The 19,343-nt window shown below is 71.5% G+C and carries 14 protein-coding genes and 1 rRNA gene; 13 read left to right on the plus strand and 2 right to left on the minus strand.

Features of this window, described 5'->3' with window-relative positions:
- Window positions 1-180 precede the first annotated feature (180 nt).
- The 3 genes from R2D22_RS22675 to R2D22_RS22685 all read left to right on the plus strand — a co-directional run bounded on the left by R2D22_RS22675 (window position 181) and on the right by R2D22_RS22685 (window position 5,844).
- On the plus strand, window positions 181-444 hold the full coding sequence (locus R2D22_RS22675; RefSeq protein ID WP_318106492.1) for a WhiB family transcriptional regulator: 264 nt from the start codon (window positions 181-183) through the stop codon (window positions 442-444).
- A gap of 199 nt (window positions 445-643) precedes the next feature.
- A complete protein-coding gene (locus tag R2D22_RS22680) occupies window positions 644-4,288 on the plus strand; it encodes a glycosyltransferase (RefSeq protein ID WP_318106493.1) in 3,645 nt (1,214 codons plus the stop codon).
- Complete coding sequence (locus tag R2D22_RS22685; RefSeq protein WP_318106494.1) at window positions 4,285-5,844, plus strand: DUF5719 family protein; 1,560 nt, start codon at window positions 4,285-4,287, stop codon at window positions 5,842-5,844. The genes R2D22_RS22680 and R2D22_RS22685 overlap by 4 nt, the downstream gene beginning before the upstream one ends.
- Before the next feature lie 26 nt (window positions 5,845-5,870).
- Here the strand turns inward: R2D22_RS22685 and R2D22_RS22690 are convergent, their stop codons facing one another.
- Window positions 5,871-6,302, minus strand: a complete 432-nt coding sequence (locus R2D22_RS22690; protein WP_318109931.1) for a metallopeptidase family protein — start codon at window positions 6,300-6,302, stop codon at window positions 5,871-5,873.
- Window positions 6,303-6,638: 336 nt separating this feature from the next.
- Between R2D22_RS22690 and R2D22_RS22695 the strand changes: the two genes are divergently transcribed.
- From R2D22_RS22695 to R2D22_RS22730, 8 genes are all read left to right on the plus strand, one after another.
- Window positions 6,639-7,067 carry a DUF3499 domain-containing protein gene (locus R2D22_RS22695; RefSeq protein ID WP_318106495.1) on the plus strand — a complete coding sequence of 143 codons (429 nt, stop codon included), beginning with the start codon at window positions 6,639-6,641 and terminating at the stop codon, window positions 7,065-7,067.
- A 137-nt stretch (window positions 7,068-7,204) separates the two neighbouring features.
- Window positions 7,205-8,572 (plus strand): phosphomannomutase/phosphoglucomutase, encoded by a 1,368-nt coding sequence (locus tag R2D22_RS22700; RefSeq protein ID WP_318106496.1) that lies wholly within the window; start codon window positions 7,205-7,207, stop codon window positions 8,570-8,572.
- Window positions 8,573-8,687: 115 nt separating this feature from the next.
- Window positions 8,688-8,870: a Trm112 family protein gene (locus R2D22_RS22705; RefSeq protein WP_318106497.1), complete on the plus strand. Its 183-nt coding sequence runs from the start codon at window positions 8,688-8,690 to the stop codon at window positions 8,868-8,870.
- Window positions 8,871-9,012: 142 nt separating this feature from the next.
- Window positions 9,013-10,227, plus strand: a complete 1,215-nt coding sequence (locus R2D22_RS22710) for an SIS domain-containing protein (RefSeq protein ID WP_318106498.1) — start codon at window positions 9,013-9,015, stop codon at window positions 10,225-10,227.
- A gap of 47 nt (window positions 10,228-10,274) precedes the next feature.
- A complete protein-coding gene (manA, locus tag R2D22_RS22715) occupies window positions 10,275-11,426 on the plus strand; it encodes a mannose-6-phosphate isomerase, class I (RefSeq protein WP_318106499.1) in 1,152 nt (383 codons plus the stop codon).
- 81 nt (window positions 11,427-11,507) lie between these two features.
- Window positions 11,508-12,485, plus strand: a complete 978-nt coding sequence (locus tag R2D22_RS22720; RefSeq protein WP_318106500.1) for a cation diffusion facilitator family transporter — start codon at window positions 11,508-11,510, stop codon at window positions 12,483-12,485.
- A gap of 324 nt (window positions 12,486-12,809) precedes the next feature.
- On the plus strand, window positions 12,810-14,264 hold the full coding sequence (gene ahcY, locus R2D22_RS22725; RefSeq protein ID WP_318106501.1) for an adenosylhomocysteinase: 1,455 nt from the start codon (window positions 12,810-12,812) through the stop codon (window positions 14,262-14,264).
- Between the two features lie 124 nt (window positions 14,265-14,388).
- Window positions 14,389-15,012 (plus strand): hypothetical protein, encoded by a 624-nt coding sequence (locus R2D22_RS22730; RefSeq protein ID WP_318106502.1) that lies wholly within the window; start codon window positions 14,389-14,391, stop codon window positions 15,010-15,012.
- Here the strand turns inward: R2D22_RS22730 and R2D22_RS22735 are convergent, their stop codons facing one another.
- Window positions 15,013-15,972 (minus strand): RDD family protein, encoded by a 960-nt coding sequence (locus R2D22_RS22735; protein ID WP_318106503.1) that lies wholly within the window; start codon window positions 15,970-15,972, stop codon window positions 15,013-15,015. It abuts the gene before it with no gap.
- A 118-nt stretch (window positions 15,973-16,090) separates the two neighbouring features.
- On the opposite strand from R2D22_RS22735, the gene R2D22_RS22740 reads away from it, so the two are divergent.
- Together R2D22_RS22740 and R2D22_RS22745 are read left to right on the plus strand one after the other, a co-directional pair.
- Entirely contained in the window at window positions 16,091-17,098 is a 1,008-nt protein-coding gene (locus R2D22_RS22740) for a stage II sporulation protein M (protein ID WP_318106504.1), read from the plus strand.
- Between the two features lie 602 nt (window positions 17,099-17,700).
- Window positions 17,701-19,224, plus strand: a 16S ribosomal RNA gene (locus tag R2D22_RS22745).
- Window positions 19,225-19,343 lie beyond the last annotated feature (119 nt).

Genomic DNA, 19,343 nt, shown 5'->3' on the forward strand with positions numbered 1-19,343 from the left:
CACGGTTTTTGGTGATTTGATCACTTTCCGCTTAGCCTTGGTTCCGCAGAGTGAATACGGGGCCCAATAGCAGATCTCGGCTTGACTCGCGCGGAGCTACGAACTTGTAATTTCACTCGTGTCGTTCGGCCGAAAGGCAACGGCAACGCACGGGGACGCAATGACGGACGAGGGGCGCACATGACCGAGTTGTTCCAGGAACTGCTGGTCGAGGACGCGGACGACGAACTCGGCTGGCAGGAGCGCGCACTGTGCGCCCAGACCGATCCCGAGTCCTTCTTCCCCGAGAAGGGCGGCTCGACCAGAGAAGCCAAGAAGGTCTGTCTCGCGTGTGAGGTCCGCTCCGAATGCCTCGAATACGCCCTGCAGAACGACGAACGATTCGGCATCTGGGGCGGGCTGTCCGAGCGCGAACGCCGCCGTCTCAAGAAGGCCGCCGTCTGAGACGCGATTCCGGGACACCGCTACCCGGACACCGGCACCCGAACAACGGTCCGCCGCCTGTGCTCTGTCCACGGGCGGCGGACCGCTTTGTCCACAGGGCGGCGAACCCTCTTCGTGCCAGCCGTTAGTGTGGGCCTCCGTCCGAGACGCTCCCACGCCCCCCGCGGGCGACCCCCGGTGCCGGAGGGCCCGTACCTCGATGTCCGCAACTCCCGAGTTTCCGCGACACGTCGTCACCGCCGTGCTCGTCTCCCACGACGGCGCGCGCTGGCTGCCCGACGTCCTCGCCGGGCTGCTCGCCCAGGAGCGCCCCGTACAGAACGTGATCGCCGCCGACACCGGCAGCGCCGACGAGTCGGCCCGCCTGGTCACCGAGGCGATCGGTGACGACCGCGTGCTCCACCTCGCCCGCCGCACCGGCTTCGGCGCCGCCGTCGAGGAGGCCGCGCGCACCGCGCCCCTCCTCGGCCCGGAGGAACTGCCGTACCTGAAGCGCCCCAGCGGCTGGGACCCGGTCAGCCGGACCTGGAGCGACGACGCGTACGACATGCCCGAACTGCCGCACGGCGAACCCGTGCAGTGGCTCTGGCTGTTGCACGACGACTCCGCCCCCGCCCCCGACGCCCTCGCCGAACTCCTGCGCGTCGCCGACGCGGACGAGTACGCCGCCGTCATCGGGCCCAAGCTGCGCGGCTGGTACGACCGCAAGCAGCTCCTGGAGGTGGGCGTCTCCATCGCCCGCAGCGGCCGCCGCTGGACCGGCCTCGACCGCCGCGAACAGGACCAGGGCCAGCACGACCAGGTCCGCTCGGTCCTCTCCGTCTCCTCCGCCGGCATGCTGATCCGCCGCGACGTCTTCGAGGAACTCGGCGGCTTCGACCGCCGGCTGCCCCTGATGCGCGACGACGTCGACCTGTGCTGGCGCGCCCACGCCGCCGGCCACAGCGTCCTCGTCGCCCCCGACGCCGTCCTGCGGCACGCCGAGGCGTCCGCCCGCGAACGCCGCACCGTCGACTGCGTCGGCCGCTCGGCGGCCAGCCCGCACCGCGTCGACAAGGCCGGCGCCGTCTACACGCTGCTCGCCAACACCCGCGGCGCCGCGCTGCTCTACGTCCTGCTCCGGCTCGTCCTCGGCACCCTGCTGCGCACCCTCACGTACCTCGTCGGCAAGGTCCCCGGCCAGGCCGTCGACGAGGTCATGGGCCTCTTCGGCGTCCTGCTGCGGCCCGAGCGGATCCTCGCCGCCCGCCGCCGGCGCAAGAACCCCGCCGTCGCCCCGAACGAGCTCAAGCCGCTCTTCCCGGCCCCCGGCGCCACCGTCCGCGCCACCGCCGAACAAGCCGTCTCCCACTTCGGAGGCGACGACGCCGACTCCGGCGGCTCCCGGCACGGCGTCGTCGAGTCCGGCCCCGGCGGCGACGACGCCGACTACCTGGAGATCGAGCAGTTCGCCCGGCTGAAGAAGATCGCCCGCAAGCCCGGGCCCGTCCTCTTCGCCCTGCTGCTCCTCGTCTCCGTCGTCGCCTGCCGCGGCCTGTACGCGGGTGGCGCGCTCGCCGGCGGCGCCCTGCTGCCCGCACCCGACGCCGTCTCCGACCTCTGGGGCGCTTACGCGGACGCCTGGCACCCGCTCGGCACCGGCGGCACCCAGACCGCACCGCCCTACCTCGGCGTGCTCGCCGGCATCTCCGCCCTGTTCCTCGGCTCCACCGGCTTCGCGCTGACCCTGCTGCTCGTCTGCTCGGTCCCGCTCGCCGGCTTCACCGCGTACTTTGCCGCAGGCCCGCTCGTCGAGTCCCGGCTGCTGCGCGCCTGGGGCTCCATCGCCTACGCCTTCCTGCCCGCCGTCACCGGCGCGCTCGCCACCGGCCGGCTCGGCACCGCCGTGCTCGCGATCCTGCTCCCGCTGATCGCCCGCGCCGCCGTCGCCGCCCACGGCTTCAACCGGCCCGACCGCGGCAGCTGGCGCGCCACCTGGGCGTACGCCTTCCTGCTCACCTTCGCGACCGCGTTCACGCCGATCGTGTGGCCGCTCGCCGTCGTCCTCGGCCTGGCCGTCCTGGCCCTGCGCCGCAACGACATCACCGCGTACGGGCTGCGCTTCCTCGCCGCCGTCGGCACCCCGCTGCTCGTCCTGGCGCCCTGGTCGCTCACCCTGCTGACCAGCCCCTCCGCCTTCCTGCGCGAGGCCGGACTCGACCTCGGCGCCGGCTCGGCCTCCGCGCTCGACCTGCTCGCGCTCAGCCCCGGCGGCCCGAACACCACCGGCGGGCTGCTGCTCATCGGCATCGTGCTCGCCGCCCTGGCCGGCCTGCTGCGAGAGGAGCGGCAGTTCGCCGTCCGCACCGCTTGGGCCGCGGCCCTCACCGGACTCGCCTTCGCCGCGCTCGCCAACGCCTCCGGCTGGGCCGGCCCGGCCACCCTCGTCTACGGCGCGGCCCTGCTCGTCGCCGGCATGCTCGGCGCCGAGGGCGGCCGCACCCGGATGGCCGCGCACGGCTTCGGCTGGCGCCAGCCCGTCGTCGGCCTGGTGGCGGTCGCCGCCGTGCTCGGCCCGCTGGCCGCCGCCGGCGGCTGGATGATCGGCGGCGCGGACGGGCCGCTGAGCCGGCGCGACCCCGTGCAGGTCCCGGCGTTCGTCGCCGAGGAGTCCGGCACCCGTGACCAGCCCCGCACCCTCGTGCTCGGCGGCAGCTCGCCCGGCGAGGTCGAGTACACCCTGGTCCGCGGCTCCGGCGGCCGCCTCGGCGACGCCGAACTCGCCGCGACCGGCGGCGGCGACCCGCGCCTCGACAAGGTCGTCGCGAACCTGGTGGCCGGCTCCGGCGCCGACCAGACCGACCAGCTCAGCGGCTTCGCGATCCGCTACGTCCTGGTGCGCGACGGCGCGCCCCGCCAGATGAGCCGCGTCCTCGACGCGACCCCCGGCCTGAGCCGGCTCAGCCAGCTCGACGGCAGCGCCCTGTGGCGCGTCGACCGCCAGGTCGCCCGCGCCACCGTCGTCCCGCCCGCCCGGGGTGACCAGCCCGCCGAGCCCATGCCGGTCGCCTCCGACCCGGTCGAGGCGCACGCGAAGATCCCCTCCGGCCCCGACGGGCGGATCCTGCGCATCGCCGACCGCGCCGACGACGGCTGGACCGCCACCCTCGACGGCAAGGAGCTGAAGAAGACCGTCGTCGACGGCTGGGCGCAGGGCTTCGAACTCCCCGCCGAGGGCGGCCGGCTCGACCTCACGTACGACGAGCCGCTCACCCACACCGTGTGGATCTGGACGCAGGTCGGCCTCGCCGTCGTCCTGCTGATCCTCGCCCTGCCCGGCCGCCGCCGCGAGATCGACGACGACCTCCCCGACGAGGAGCTCGTCATCCCCGCGCAGGCGATGGAGGGCGACGGCCGCCGGGCCCGCCGGCTGCGCGCCGCCGCCGAGGCGGAGGCCGCGGCCGCGGCCGAGACCTCCGAGTCCGAGCCGGAGCCCCAGCCGGTCCCGGTGCCCGCGCAGCAGACCGATCCGTACGCCGCGGACCCGTACGCCCAGCAGGGCTACGGGGACCAGCAGGGGTACGGGGACCAGCAGGGCTACGACCCGTACGCGCAGCCGCAGCAGCCGTACGCGGACCCGTACGCCCAGCAGGGCTACGGGGACCAGCAGGCGTACGACCCGTACGCGCAGCCGCAGCAGCCGTACGCGGACCCGTACGCCCAGCAGGGGTACGCGGACCAGCAGGGCTACGACCCGTACGGGCAGCAGCAGGCCCAGCAGCCCCAGCAGTACGACGCCTACGGCCAGGGCTACGACTACGGCAACGAGACCGAGCAGCGTCCCGACGGGAGCAGCAACCAGTGAAGCGCACCACCCTCTCCCTGATCGCGGCCGCCACCGCCCTCGCCGCCGTCACCGGCTTCGCCGCCCTGACCGCCCCCGACGGCGACGCGGCCGCCGGGGCCAAGGCCCCGACCCGGCTGCCCGTGGAGCGCTCCAGCCTGCTGTGCCCCGCGCCCAGCAGCTCCGAGGTGGCCGAGACGGTCTACACGTCCTACACCCCGGCGGGGACGACCGGATCGGGCGCGGCGCAGGGCGCCGACGGCAAGGCGGGCGCGGACAAGGCCGCCGACAAGGCGGAGCTGCTGCCGTCCACCGTCGCCCTCGTCGCGACCGACCCCAAGAAGGCTGCCGACGCGGCGAAGAAGCCCGCCCCGGCCAAGCCCACGGTCACCCTCACCAAGACCGGCACGCCCGTCGTCGCCTCGGCGAACGGCGGCGCCGCCCCCGCCCTCGTGGGCTCCGCGACCGGCACCCTCGCCCCCGGCTGGACCACCCAGCAGACCACCGTGGTCCCCGCCGGCGGCTCGCGCGGCCTGCTCGGCACGGCCTGCGCGGCCCCCGACACGGACTTCTGGTTCCCCGCCGCCTCCACGGCGAAGACGCGCCAGGACTACGTCCACCTGACGAACCCGGACGACACCGCGGCCGTCGCCGACATCGAGCTGTACGGCCCCGGCGGCAAGCTCAAGTCCCAGCTGACCGAGGGCATCGCAGTCCCGGCCCGCTCCAGCGTCCCCGTGCTGCTGTCCACGCTCACCGCCGAGCCGCCCGCGGCCGACGTGACCGTGCACGTCACCACCCGCACCGGCCGGGTCGGCGCGGTCGTCAGGGTCGCCGACGACAAGATCGGCAGCGACTGGCTGCCGGCCTCCGCCGACCCCACCGCCACCGCCGTGCTGCCCGGCATCCCCGCCGACGCGACCGGCGTCCGGCTCGTCGCGTACGCGCCCGGCGAGGACGACGCCGAGCTCAAGATCCAGTTCGTCGGCGCGTCCGGGACCATTGTCCCGGCCGCCGGCGAGTCGCTGACGGTGAAGTCCGGCATGACGGCCGCGCTCGACCTGCCGAACCTGACCCGCGGCGAGGCCGGCGCCCTGCTGCTCACCCCCGCCGACCCCAAGCGCGCCACCCCCGTGGTCGCGGCGCTGCGCCTGGTGCGCGGCGCGGCGGGCAAGCAGGAGACCGCCTTCGTGCAGGCCACCGGGCCGCTCGCCGCCCGCGGCACGGCCGCGGACAACCGCGCCGCCGGCTCGACGCTGCTGCTGACCGCGCCGGGCGAGACCGCCCAGGTGAAGGTGACCGCCTCGGCGGGCAGCGGCGGCGGCGCGACCGTCTCCAAGACCGTCACGGTCAAGGGGCGTACGACGATGTCGTTCGTCCCGCCGGTCCCGTCCGGCCTCAAGGGCTCCTACGCGCTGACGATCGAGCCGGTCTCGGGCGGGCCGGTGCACGCGGCCCGGATGCTGGCGCTGCCGAAGGACGGCATCCCGATGTTCACGGTCCAGACGATCGCGGACGACCGGGGCACGGTCGAGGTCCCGGCGGCCCGGCAGGACCTGACGGTCCTGGACGACTGAGCACGCGCCGGCGGCCCCGCCCCGGGTCAGTCCTGCCCGTACCGCGGGTCGACCGACTCGGGGGAGAGGCCGAGGAGTTCGGCGACCTGCTCCACGACCACCTCGTGGACCAGCAGCGCGCGCTCGTCCCGGCTCTTGGTGCGGATCTCGACCGGCCGCCGGTAGACCACGATCCGGGCCGGCGTGTCCTTCCCGGCCGGCGCGGAGCCGCCGAGCGGCACCGTGTCCTCCCCGGAGACCGACGGCACCTGCATGACCATGAACTCGACGTCGACCAGCTGCGGGAAGCGCCGTTCGAGGCGCTCGACCGAGTCCAGGACCAGATCGCGGAAGGTGTCGGCGCGGCTCGCCGACAGGGGGACCTGCGGGGGCGCGACGGGGCCGCGCATGCCGCGGCCGTGGCGGTCGCGACGGCGGACCCGCGGTTCGGTCGGGCGGGGCGGCACAGGACTGTCCATCACTCACGCAGGGTAGCCCTCCCGGGCCGGTCCCGGCCCGGAAGCGACCCGGCGTGCGCCGCTCGCGCCCGCGCGCCGGTCCCCGGCCGCCCCGTACGCCGGGGTCACCCCCACCCCGTCAGGACTGTCGATACTTGAACATTCCGGCCAAGCATGGGCGCGAAACGATTCGTCCCCGCGATCGCCTTTCTGGCCGTGGTTGACCGGTTTTCCATCGAACGATGTCCGGATCCCATGCCGCCGCCAACTGCCCGCTGCTTCTCCCGCGCAGGTCAGGACCGCGACCCGGAGAAGCCCCGTGGCCGACGTCACAGCGCGACACGGTGGAGTGACCTGGTGGAGAGTCGTCGCGGCCCGCTCAAGAGTGCGGTACCGTCCAACGTCGTGAGCCCTGTACGTCGCTGTTCGCGCACCGCGTGCGGCCGCCCTGCCGTCGCGACACTGACGTACGTCTATGCCGACTCGACTGCGGTCCTCGGCCCGCTCGCCACCTATGCCGAGCCCCATTGCTACGACCTGTGCGCCGAGCACAGCGAGCGCCTCACCGCCCCGCGCGGCTGGGAGGTCGTCCGGCTCACCGACGGATCCGCCCCCGCCCGCCCCAGCGGTGACGACCTGGAAGCACTCGCCAACGCCGTGCGCGAGGCGGCCCGTCCCCAGCGGGCGGCCGAGGCGGGCGGCGGTGGCAAGGGCGGCCGCGGCGGCGACCCGATCGAGGTGGGCCGCCGGGGCCACCTGCGGGTGCTCCGCTCCCCGGACTCCTGACCCGCCGAACCCGCCGACGGTGCGGTACTTCTGACACTCCTTGAGCCGCCCTGCCGCGCTCGTACCCACGCCGGGTAGTTTGGGCGTTCCGTACACGCGCCGCACACGCGTGCAGGTGACATCAGGAGGGTGAGTCCGTGACTGCTGATCTCTCGCAGATCGTGAAGGCGTACGACGTTCGCGGGGTGGTCCCGGACCAGTGGGGCGAGGAGCTCGCCGAGCTCTTCGGCGCCGCCTTCGTACGCGTGACCGGCGCGGACGGGATCGTCGTCGGCCACGACATGCGGCCCTCGTCCCCCGGCCTCGCCGACGCCTTCGCCCGCGGCGCGGCCCGCCTGGGCGCGGACGTGACACTGATCGGGCTCTGCTCGACCGACCAGCTGTACTTCGCCTCCGGGCAGCTCTCGCTGCCGGGCGCCATGTTCACCGCCTCGCACAACCCGGCGCAGTACAACGGCATCAAGATGTGCCGCGCCGGCGCCGCCCCCGTCGGCCAGGACACCGGCCTCGCCGAGATCCGCGGCCTCGTCGAGCAGTGGTCGGAGCAGGGTGCGCCCGAGGCGGCCGCCCAGCCCGGCACGGTCACCGAGCGGGACACCCTCGCCGACTACGCCGCGTACCTGAAGTCGCTCGTCGACCTCACCACCATCCGCCCGCTGAAGGTCGTCGTGGACGCGGGCAACGGCATGGGCGGCCACACCGTCCCCACCGTCCTCGACGGGCTGCCGCTCGACGTGGTGCCCATGTACTTCGAGCTCGACGGCACCTTCCCGAACCACGAGGCCAACCCGCTCGACCCGAAGAACATCGTGGACCTCCAGGCCCGCGTGCGCGCCGAGGGCGCGGACCTCGGCCTCGCCTTCGACGGCGACGCCGACCGCTGCTTCGTCGTCGACGAGCAGGGCGAGCCGGTCTCCCCGTCCGCGATCACGGCGCTGGTCGCCGCGCGCGAGCTGGCCAAGGAGCCCGGCGGCACCGTCATCCACAACCTGATCACCTCGTGGTCGGTGCCCGAGGTCGTCCGCGAGAACGGCGGCACGCCCGTACGTACCCGAGTGGGGCACTCCTTCATCAAGGAGGAGATGGCGAAGACCGGGGCGATCTTCGGCGGCGAGCACTCGGCGCACTACTACTTCAAGGACTTCTGGAACGCGGACACCGGCATGCTCGCCGCGCTGCACGTCCTGGCCGCGCTCGGCGGCCAGGACGGCCCGCTGTCCGAGCTGGTCTCCTCGTACGACCGCTACTTCGGCTCCGGCGAGATCAACTCCACCGTCGCCGACCAGGCCGCGCGGATGGCCGCGGTGAAGGCGTCCTACGCCGACCAGGACGGGATCACCATCGACGAGCTGGACGGACTGACGGTGACCGGCCACGACTGGTGGTTCAACCTCCGCGCCTCCAACACCGAGCCGCTGCTCCGCCTGAACGTCGAGTCCGACGACCCGGTCACCACGCAGTGGATCACGCAGCACGTCCTGGGCATGGTGCGGGCCACCGGCTGACCTGCGCTCCCGCGCGGCCCGCCCGGGCCGCGCGGGAGGCCCCCCGGCGGTAGGCTGACGTGGCCCCGACGGGGCACCCACATCGTTGCTCGGTTTGTTCGAAGGGACCCACCTCATGCCGCTCGAAGCCGGCCTTCTGGAGATCCTCGCCTGCCCGGCCTGCCACGCGCCGCTGAACGACCGCACGGCGGCGGAGACCCCCGAGCTGATCTGCACGGGCGCCGACTGCGGCCTGGCCTACCCGGTCCGCGACGACATCCCCGTCCTCCTCGTGGACGAGGCCCGCCGCCCGGAGTAGGCGCGCCGCCGCCCGAAGGCGCCCGGCGCAGCCGCCGGCGTCCCCGCAGTACGGGCGGTGCGGGCGGGGCACGAGCCCGGCCGGCGGCCGGGCGGCACCACGCACCCCGCCCCCGCCCGCACCCGATCCGCACGGAGGCCCCATGCTGGACGAGACCCTGCTCGACGCTCCGGACGCCCTCGCCCGCGCCGACCGCCGCGGCCTCCTCCGGGCCGCCGCCGAGGCCGGCGCGCGCGTGCGCACCGCCGCCCGGCACGCCGCCGAGGCCGGCATCGCGGACCTGCGCCCCGACGGCCGTCCCCGCTCCGTCCTCGTCGCCGGGCCCGGCACCGCCGCCGTCGGCGTCGCCGACCTGGTCGGCGCTCTCGCCGGCGCCGCCGCCCCGGTCATCCGCCTCCAGCCCACCGGCGTCGCACCCGCCGCCGGGGCCCTGCGCTGGGAGCTCCCCGGCTGGGCGGGCTCCGTCGACCTGCTGCTGATCCCCACCACGGACGGCTCCGAACCCGGCCTCGCGCTCCTCGCGCAGCAGGCGTACCGCCGCGGCATCACCGTCGTCGCCGTCGCCCCGCAGAGCTCCCCGCTGGCCGAGTCCGTCGTCGCCGCCCACGGCATGGTCGTCCCGCTGGCGATCGCCCCGCACGCGATGTACGACGAGGAGCTCCTCGCCGCCAGCCCCGCCTCGCTCTGGGCCCTGTTCACCCCGCTCCTCGCACTGCTCGACCGGGTCGGCCTGCTCACCGCGCCGCCCGAGACCCTGGAGAAGGTCGCCGCCCGGCTCGACCGGACCGCCGAGCGGTGCGGCCCGGCCATCGCCACGTACGACAACCCGGCGAAGACGCTCGCCGCCGAACTCGCCGACACGCTCCCGCTGATCTGGACCGAGGGCGACGCGGCCGGCCCGGCGGGCCGCCGGTTCGCCGCCGTGCTCGCCGAACTCGCCGGCCTGCCCGCGCTCGCCGCCGAACTGCCCGAGGCCCTGCCCGCGCACGGCGTCCTGCTCGTCGGCGACTACGCGGCCGGCGCCGACCCGGACGACTTCTTCCGCGACCGCGTCGATGAAGCGCAGGCCCGCCGCGCCCGGGTCGTCCTGCTCCGCGACCGCCCGATCGGCGGCCTCACCGCCGCGCCCGCCGCACGGGAGCTGGCACTCAGCCACGACACCGCGATCAGCGAACTGGAGCCGGAGGAGGGCAGCGAACTCGAAGCCCTCGCCGAACTGCTGGCCGTGACCGATTTCGCGGCCGTTTACCTGTCGCTCGCCTCGGCCGTGGACGCTGCCGGAACCACCGGGACGGCAACCGAACCGCCGACCGACGCGTCTGCCCAGCCGACGACCGACACCGACGGCGGCTCGTGACCCGTCCCGAGCCCTTCCCGCCGCATTGAGGAAAGCTGGAGCGCCCGATGGACCGCCTCGCCAACACCGTCCGCCCCTACGCCTGGGGATCCACGACGGCCATCCCGGAACTGCTCGGCGTCGCCCCCACCGGTGAGCCCCAGGCCGAGCTGTGGATGGGCGCGCATCCCGGAGCCCCCTCCCGCACCCCGCGCGGCCCGCTCAACGAGGTCGTCGAGGCCGACCCCGTACGGGAACTCGGCGCCGCGACCGTCGACAGGTTCGGCCCCCGCCTGCCGTTCCTCTTCAAGATCCTCGCGGCCGGCGCCCCGCTCTCCCTCCAGGTCCACCCCGACCTCGCGCAGGCGCGGGCCGGCTTCGCCGCCGAGGAGGCCGCCGGCATCCCCGTCGAAGACCCGAAGCGCAACTACAAGGACGCCTACCACAAGCCCGAACTGATCTGCGCGCTCACGCCGTTCGACGGGCTCTGCGGCTTCCGCGACCCGGCGGAGACCGCCGACCTCATGGCCGCGCTCGACGTCGACTCGCTCAAGCCGTACGTCGACCTCCTGCGCGCCCACCCCGAGGAGGCGGCCCTGCGCGAGGTCCTCACCGCCCTGCTGACCGCCGAACACGGGGAGATGGCCCGCACCGTCGCCGAGGCCGCGGCCGCCGCCGCTCAGCTGGGCGACGCATACGCCCCGTACGTGCGGCTCGCACACGACTTCCCCGGCGACCCCGGCGTCATCGCCGCGATGCTCCTCAACCGCGTCCAACTCCGGCCCGGCGAGGCGATGTTCCTCGGCGCCGGCGTCCCGCACGCCTACCTCGACGGTCTCGGCGTCGAGATCATGGCCAACTCCGACAACGTGCTGCGCTGCGGCCTGACACCCAAGCACGTCGACGTCCCCGAACTGCTGCGCGTCGTCCGCTTCGAGCCCGGCGAGCCGAACCTGCTGCGCCCGGAGGCCTCGCCGTCCGGCGAGGAGGTCTACGACACCCCGATCGACGAGTTCCGGCTGTCCCGCTACGTCCGGGCCGAGGGCGCCGCGCCCACCGACATCACCGCCGCCGGACCGCAGATCCTGCTGGCCACCGCAGGCCGCCCCAAGGCCGGCGAAGTCACCCTCGCGCCGGGGGAGTCGGTGTTCGTTCCCGCCGGCGAACCGACCGAACTGTCCGGTACGGGGATGCTCTTCCGCGCCACGGTCGTGGCCTGATGTAAAAATGTGCGGCCGGACAGCGCCCCCTGCACGGGGCGCGTCCACGGCTCGACACCGACGAAGGGAACACCTACACCCATGAGCGCGTCAGGCGGAACCAAGGCGATCGTGGCGGCACTCGCCGCCAATCTCGCGATCGCCGCAGCCAAGTTCGTGGCGTTCCTCTTCAGCGGTTCGTCCTCGATGCTCGCCGAGAGCGTCCACTCGCTCGCCGACTCCGGCAACCAGGGTCTGCTGCTCCTCGGCGGCAAGAAGGCCCAGCGCGAGGCCACCCCGCAGCACCCGTTCGGCTACGGCCGCGAGCGCTACATCTACGCGTTCCTCGTCTCCATCGTGCTCTTCTCCGTCGGTGGCATGTTCGCCATCTACGAGGGCTACGAGAAGATCAAGCACCCGCACCCCATCGAGGCCTGGTACTGGCCGGTCGGCGTCCTCGTCTTCGCGATCATCGCCGAGTCCTTCTCCTTCCGCACCGCCATCAAGGAGTCCAACCAGATCCGCGGCGGTCTCTCCTGGAAGGAGTTCGTCCGCCGCGCGAAGGCCCCCGAGCTCCCCGTCGTCCTCCTGGAGGACCTCGGCGCCCTCGTCGGTCTCGTCCTCGCCCTCGGCGGCGTCGGCCTCGCCCTGCTGACCGACGACGGCGTCTGGGACGGCATCGGCACCCTCTGCATCGGTGTCCTGCTCATCCTGATCGCGCTCGTGCTCGCCGCCGAGACCAAGTCCTTGCTGCTCGGCGAGTCCGCCGGCGCCGAGGACGTGAAGAAGATCGAGGCGGCCGTCGTCGACGGCGACACCGTCACCCGCCTCATCCACATGCGCACCCTGCACCTCGGCCCCGAGGAGCTGCTCGTCGCGGCCAAGGTCGCCGTCCGGCACGACGACACGGCCGCCAAGGTCGCGTCCGCGATCGACGCGGCCGAGGCGCGCATCCGCGCCTCCGTCCCGATCGCCCGCGTGATCTACCTGGAGCCGGACATCTACAGCGAGGCCGCGGCCGAGGCCGGCGCGGACCCCGCCGCCACCCCGGGCGGCCCGGCCCCGACGACCGGCCACTGACGGCCGACCCTCATCGGGACCCCTTGCGGGCCCCCGGACCACGACCGGTCCGGGGGCCCGCGCCGTCCCCGCGGCCAGATTTCTGGCGGGAATCCGCCGTCCCCGGGACCGAGGCGGACTGTGGGCCCTCGCACCCGTCGGTGTAGATTCGGGACTGCCAGACGTCGCTGCTGATGGCGGTCGGGCGGCCCCAGGGGCCGACCGAGGGAGAGAGGGCCTCCGACGACTGCACCGCGGGAATTCCCGGGCATTCGTGTGCCCGAAGCCGCGGTGCCGGCGTGCCCGAACGACCCTCGAAACCGATCCACGAGGAGCAGCTCCGCCATGACGACTGCCGTCAACCAGGACTTCAAGGTCGCCGACCTTTCCCTGGCCGTCTTCGGCCGCAAGGAGATCACCCTCGCCGAGCACGAGATGCCCGGCCTGATGTCGATCCGCAAGGAGTACGCGGACCAGCAGCCGCTCGCCGGCGCCCGCATCACCGGCTCCCTGCACATGACCGTGCAGACCGCCGTTCTCATCGAGACCCTGGTCGCCCTCGGCGCCGACGTCCGCTGGGCCTCCTGCAACATCTTCTCCACCCAGGACCACGCCGCCGCGGCCATCGCCGTGGGCCCGAACGGCACCCCGGAGAACCCCCAGGGCATCCCGGTCTTCGCCTGGAAGGGCGAGACCCTGGAGGAGTACTGGTGGTGCACGGAGCAGGCGCTGACCTGGCCGAACACGCCCACCGGCGGCCCGAACATGATCCTCGACGACGGTGGCGACGCCACCCTTCTCGTCCACAAGGGCGTCGAGTTCGAGAAGGCCGGCTCCGCCCCGGACCCGTCCACCGCGGACAGCGAGGAGTACGGCTACATCCTCCAGCTCCTCAACCGCACCCTCTCCGAGACCCCGCAGAAGTGGACCCAGCTGGCGTCCGAGATCCGCGGCGTCACCGAGGAGACCACCACCGGTGTCCACCGCCTGTACGAGATGATGCAGGCAGGCACCCTGCTCTTCCCGGCGATCAACGTGAACGACGCCGTGACGAAGTCGAAGTTCGACAACAAGTACGGCTGCCGCCACTCGCTCATCGACGGCATCAACCGCGCCACCGACGTCCTCATCGGCGGCAAGACCGCCGTCGTCTGCGGCTACGGCGACGTCGGCAAGGGCTGCGCCGAGTCCCTCCGGGGCCAGGGAGCCCGCGTCATCGTCACCGAGATCGACCCGATCTGCGCCCTCCAGGCGGCGATGGACGGCTACCAGGTCGCCACCCTCGACGACGTCGTCGAGACGGCCGACATCTTCATCACCACCACCGGCAACAAGGACATCATCATGGCGTCCGACATCGCCAAGATGAAGCACCAGGCCATCGTGGGCAACATCGGCCACTTCGACAACGAGATCGACATGGCCGGCCTGGCCCAGATCCCGGGCATCGTCAAGGACGAGGTCAAGCCGCAGGTCCACACCTGGACCTTCCCCGACGGCAAGGTCGTCATCGTCCTCTCCGAGGGCCGCCTGCTGAACCTCGGCAACGCGACCGGCCACCCGTCCTTCGTGATGTCGAACTCGTTCGCGGACCAGACCCTGGCCCAGATCGAACTCTTCACCAAGCCGGAGCAGTACCCGACCGACGTCTACGTGCTCCCGAAGCACCTCGACGAGAAGGTCGCCCGTCTGCACCTCGCCTCGCTCGGCGTGAAGCTGACGACCCTCCGCCCCGAGCAGGCCGCGTACATCGGCGTGCAGGTGGAAGGCCCGTACAAGCCGGACCACTACCGCTACTGATGCCGCCCCGGGTCCGGTGACGGACTTCCCCGGCGGAACCCGCTAGCGGAACAGGCAGGCCCCCGCACCCCCGTGCCGGGGGCCTGCCCCGTCTCCAGACCACGACGACTCACCCCGAGGACCCATGCCCCGCGGCAGGTATTCGCTCCACGATCCGCACGATCACACCCCCCTCGGTGAAGAGCACTTCCACTGCGCGCCCGGCCCCTCCGGCTGGCGCTACGTCTCACAGACCACCACCCCCTCCGGCGACCATGCCGGCTCCGTCGACCTGGCCATCGACGAGCTCGGCCGCCCCATCCGCCTCGAACTCCACGCCCTGAGCTGGCAGGTCCGCGGAGCCGCCCTCGACGGCGTCACCTGGGTCCGTACGGACCCCACCGGAACCCACGCCACAGAAGGCAATGTGCGCGCCCACGCCTTCACCGGCACGTCCCCGGCGTTCCTCGTCGCGATCAGTCGTCTGCTGCGTCTCACCCCCGGTTCCCCCGCGACCCGCGTCCGCCTGGTCGCCTTCACGGATCCGGTCCTCGCCCCCCTCACGATCGACCAGTCCTGGGCCCTGGTTAAAAGTGAAGCGCACCCCACTGACAGCGGCCTGCTGACCGTGGACGAATACCAGGTCAGCGCCCTGGACACGGGGGAGCAGCACACCGTGCACCTCGCCGGCGACGTGGTCCTCTCCGCCCCCGGCATCGAACTCGAGGAGCTGGAGACCCCGCCCTCGGTCTTCCCCGACCCCAGCTGACTAGGCCGGCGGCGCGAACCCCGTCGCCGGCGGGCTCTGTGGGGTGGCCGGAGGGGTCGAGGCGGTGGGCGCGACAGCCGGAACGCTCGGCGGCTGCGGCTGCGGCTGCGGCTGCGGCTGCGCCTGCGGGTGCGGCGCGTACGAGGGGACAGGCGCAGGCGTCTGTGCGGACACAGGAGTAGGGGCGGCCGGCGCTGTGGTGCCGGGCGCGGGCCCGGAGAACACCCGACGCGCGTCGCGCGCCTGCCGCTCGGCCACGACACCCGCCAGATAGGCCTCGGCCGGCACCCCCGGCGGCGGAGGCGTCCCGGTCCGCGCGACCAGATCGTTCGCGAGCCGCTCCGCCAGCGCCCGCCCCACCTGCGCATCGAGCTGCCGCGCCCGCGTCAGGTACTGGCGTATCACCAGCCACAGCTCGTCCGGAACCGCGGACAGATCAAGCTGCGTGAACCGCCCCACCAGCCACGGCGGAGGCGGGGGAACCGGCACGGCCCGCGCCGCGGGCACCCGCTCCCGCACCACCAGCGTCCCGGCGAACACGTCCCCGATCCGCCGCCCCCGCTCCGACACGAGGGAGGCGATGCAGGCGACGACCCCGAACGTCATCAGGATCTCCACCACGCCCATCGCCCCGCGCACCAGCGCGTGCCGGAACCGGATCGGCCCGCCGTCGTCCCGCACCACCCGCAACCCACAGGCCAGCTTCCCCAGGGACCGCCCGTGGGACAGCGTCTCCACCGCGATCGGCACACCGACCAGCACGAGAAGGAACGAGGCGATCGACATCGCCATCTGCGCCGCGTCGTCGAGCGACGACGTCGCCACCGCGAGCCCGACGGAGATCAGCAAATACGCGACCCACACCACCACCAGGTCGATGAAGATCGCCAGCGCCCGGCTCGGCAGCCGCGCCGCCTGCAGCCCGAGTACGACGGCGTCCCCCGTCACAACCCCACTCACGTGCCCACCCTTCATCGACCTTCTGGTCCCCGCCGAACGCCAGTCTGCCAAGCTGGCCCGCAGCGCGCCGCAGTAGTACGGACCCGTACGCACCCAGTGCCTGGAGCAGCAGCCGATCATGGACCTCGACGTCTACGTCACCGCCCACCGTGCCGAGTGGGAACGTCTCGACCACCTCCTGGGACGCGGCGGAAAACTCAGCGGCGCCGAGGCCGATGAACTCGTCGCCCTCTACCAGCGCACCGCCACCCACCTCTCACTCATCCAGTCCAGCTCTCCGGACCCGATGCTCACCGCCCGGCTCACCCAGCTGGTCGCCCGCGCCCGCGCCACCGTCACCGGCACCCGCCGCGCCTCGTGGCGCGACGCCGTGCGCTTCCTGACGGCCGGGTTCCCCGCGGCGGTGTACCGCTCGCGCCGCTGGTGGATACCCACCGCGCTCCTCTCCACCCTGCTCGGCGTGGCCATCGGCTGGTGGATCGCCGCCAACCCCGAGGTCCAGGCCTCGATAGGGGCGCCCGCGGAACTCCGCGCGATGACCCGCCCCGGCGGCCAGTACGAGACGTACTACTCGAGCCACCCCGCGGCCTCCTTCGCCGCCCAGGTCTGGACGAACAACGCCCAGGCCGCCGCGGTCTGCCTGGTCCTCGGGGCCTTCCTCGGTCTCCCGGTGCTCTGGATCCTGTTCCTCAACATGCTGAACCTGGGCGTCGGCATCGGCCTGATGTCCGCGGCCGGCCGCATCGACACCTTCCTCGGCCTGATCCTTCCGCACGGCCTTCTCGAACTGACCGCGGTCTTCGTCGCCGCCGGCACCGGCCTGAAGCTGGGCTGGACCGTCATCGACCCCGGCCCCACGACCCGCCGCGCCGCCCTCGCCCAGCAGGGCCGCGCCGCCATCGGCATGGCCATCGGCCTGGCGCTCGTCCTGTTCGTTTCGGGCCTGATCGAAGGCTTCGTCACCCCGTCGGGCCTCCCGACGTGGGCCCGCATCACCATCGGCGTCGTCGCCGAGCTGGCCTTCCTCGCGTACGTCTATGTGCTCGGCGGCCGAGCCGCCCGCGCCGGAGAGACCGGCGACGTCGACATCGCCGACAGGAGCGCGGAGCTCCCCACGGCCGCCTGATGTGCGGAGCACCCCGCTGAGCTGCTAGTCTCCTCTTCGCCCGCAAAAACTGTTGACACAGTCTGAGCGGGGAGGTAGATTCAAACGGTTGCCTCGGACTGGACAAGTTCGAGAGTCACAGCTAGTGTCTAGCTCGCTCCGGTCCGAAATTGAGATTTCGACGGAGCCACCCCGATTCCTTATCCGGATCACGAAGCCGATTAGCTCGGCTGAAATGCTTCTGATAAAGTCGGAACCGCCGGAAAGAGAAAACGCCGAAAAGCGAATTCCTGGAACGGCAAGCCCGCTCCAGCGGGTGGCGGAAACGGAAAACGGATCTGCTAAGCTGGAAACACGAAAGACCGAAGGGAAAAGCCCGGAGGAAAGCCCGAGAGGGTGAGTACGAAGGAAGCGTCCGTTCCTTGAGAACTCAACAGCGTGCCAAAAATCAACGCCAGATTAGTTGATACCCCGTCCATCTTCGGATGGTCGAGGTTCCTTTGAAGTCCTACTGGCCCATGTGGCAGGTAGGCAACATACACAGCGAGGACGCTGTGAACGTTCGGTCCTATTCCGACCGGACGTTCCGCTCAACGCGAGTGTCACCGGATAACCGGTAAACATTCACGGAGAGTTTGATCCTGGCTCAGGACGAACGCTGGCGGCGTGCTTAACACATGCAAGTCGAACGATGAAGCCCTTCGGGGTGGATTAGTGGCGAACGGGTGAGTAACACGTGGGCAATCTGCCCTTCACTCTGGGACAAGCCCTGGAAACGGGGTCTAATACCGGATACGACCTGGGAAGGCATCTTCCCGGGTGGAAAGCTCCGGCGGTGAAGGATGAGCCCGCGGCCTATCAGCTTGTTGGTGGGGTGATGGCCTACCAAGGCGACGACGGGTAGCCGGCCTGAGAGGGCGACCGGCCACACTGGGACTGAGACACGGCCCAGACTCCTACGGGAGGCAGCAGTGGGGAATATTGCACAATGGGCGAAAGCCTGATGCAGCGACGCCGCGTGAGGGATGACGGCCTTCGGGTTGTAAACCTCTTTCAGCAGGGAAGAAGCGAAAGTGACGGTACCTGCAGAAGAAGCGCCGGCTAACTACGTGCCAGCAGCCGCGGTAATACGTAGGGCGCAAGCGTTGTCCGGAATTATTGGGCGTAAAGAGCTCGTAGGCGGCTTGTCGCGTCGGATGTGAAAGCCCGGGGCTTAACCCCGGGTCTGCATTCGATACGGGCAGGCTAGAGTGTGGTAGGGGAGATCGGAATTCCTGGTGTAGCGGTGAAATGCGCAGATATCAGGAGGAACACCGGTGGCGAAGGCGGATCTCTGGGCCATTACTGACGCTGAGGAGCGAAAGCGTGGGGAGCGAACAGGATTAGATACCCTGGTAGTCCACGCCGTAAACGTTGGGAACTAGGTGTTGGCGACATTCCACGTCGTCGGTGCCGCAGCTAACGCATTAAGTTCCCCGCCTGGGGAGTACGGCCGCAAGGCTAAAACTCAAAGGAATTGACGGGGGCCCGCACAAGCAGCGGAGCATGTGGCTTAATTCGACGCAACGCGAAGAACCTTACCAAGGCTTGACATATACCGGAAAGCATTAGAGATGGTGCCCCCCTTGTGGTCGGTATACAGGTGGTGCATGGCTGTCGTCAGCTCGTGTCGTGAGATGTTGGGTTAAGTCCCGCAACGAGCGCAACCCTTGTCCTGTGTTGCCAGCATGCCCTTCGGGGTGATGGGGACTCACAGGAGACCGCCGGGGTCAACTCGGAGGAAGGTGGGGACGACGTCAAGTCATCATGCCCCTTATGTCTTGGGCTGCACACGTGCTACAATGGCAGGTACAAAGAGCTGCGATGCCGCGAGGCGGAGCGAATCTCAAAAAGCCTGTCTCAGTTCGGATTGGGGTCTGCAACTCGACCCCATGAAGTCGGAGTTGCTAGTAATCGCAGATCAGCATTGCTGCGGTGAATACGTTCCCGGGCCTTGTACACACCGCCCGTCACGTCACGAAAGTCGGTAACACCCGAAGCCGGTGGCCCAACCCTTGTGGAGGGAGCCGTCGAAGGTGGGACTGGCGATTGGGACGAAGTCGTAACAAGGTAGCCGTACCGGAAGGTGCGGCTGGATCACCTCCTTTCTAAGGAGCACAGCACCGATTGCAGACAAACGTTCTGCACGGTCAGCTCATGGGTGGAACGTTGATTAGTTGGCACGATCACGAGAGTCCTTCACAAGTACTGCTTCGGCGTGGAACGT

The organism is Streptomyces sp. HUAS YS2, assembly GCF_033343995.1.
Taxonomy (GTDB): Bacteria; Actinomycetota; Actinomycetes; order Streptomycetales; family Streptomycetaceae; genus Streptomyces; species Streptomyces solicathayae.

Excerpts from the sequence above, each read along its gene's own strand:
- R2D22_RS22730 (WP_318106502.1), top strand. The coding sequence starts at position 14,389 with ATGCCCCGCGGCAGGTATTCGCTCCACGATCCGCACGATCACACCCCC.
- R2D22_RS22740 (WP_318106504.1), top strand. The coding sequence starts at position 16,091 with ATGGACCTCGACGTCTACGTCACCGCCCACCGTGCCGAGTGGGAACGT.
- manA (WP_318106499.1), top strand. The coding sequence starts at position 10,275 with ATGGACCGCCTCGCCAACACCGTCCGCCCCTACGCCTGGGGATCCACG.
- R2D22_RS22680 (WP_318106493.1), top strand. The coding sequence starts at position 644 with ATGTCCGCAACTCCCGAGTTTCCGCGACACGTCGTCACCGCCGTGCTC.
- R2D22_RS22675 (WP_318106492.1), top strand. The coding sequence starts at position 181 with ATGACCGAGTTGTTCCAGGAACTGCTGGTCGAGGACGCGGACGACGAA.
- R2D22_RS22720 (WP_318106500.1), top strand. The coding sequence starts at position 11,508 with ATGAGCGCGTCAGGCGGAACCAAGGCGATCGTGGCGGCACTCGCCGCC.
- R2D22_RS22710 (WP_318106498.1), top strand. The coding sequence starts at position 9,013 with ATGCTGGACGAGACCCTGCTCGACGCTCCGGACGCCCTCGCCCGCGCC.
- R2D22_RS22690 (WP_318109931.1), bottom strand. The coding sequence starts at position 6,302 with ATGGACAGTCCTGTGCCGCCCCGCCCGACCGAACCGCGGGTCCGCCGT.
- ahcY (WP_318106501.1), top strand. The coding sequence starts at position 12,810 with ATGACGACTGCCGTCAACCAGGACTTCAAGGTCGCCGACCTTTCCCTG.
- R2D22_RS22705 (WP_318106497.1), top strand. The coding sequence starts at position 8,688 with ATGCCGCTCGAAGCCGGCCTTCTGGAGATCCTCGCCTGCCCGGCCTGC.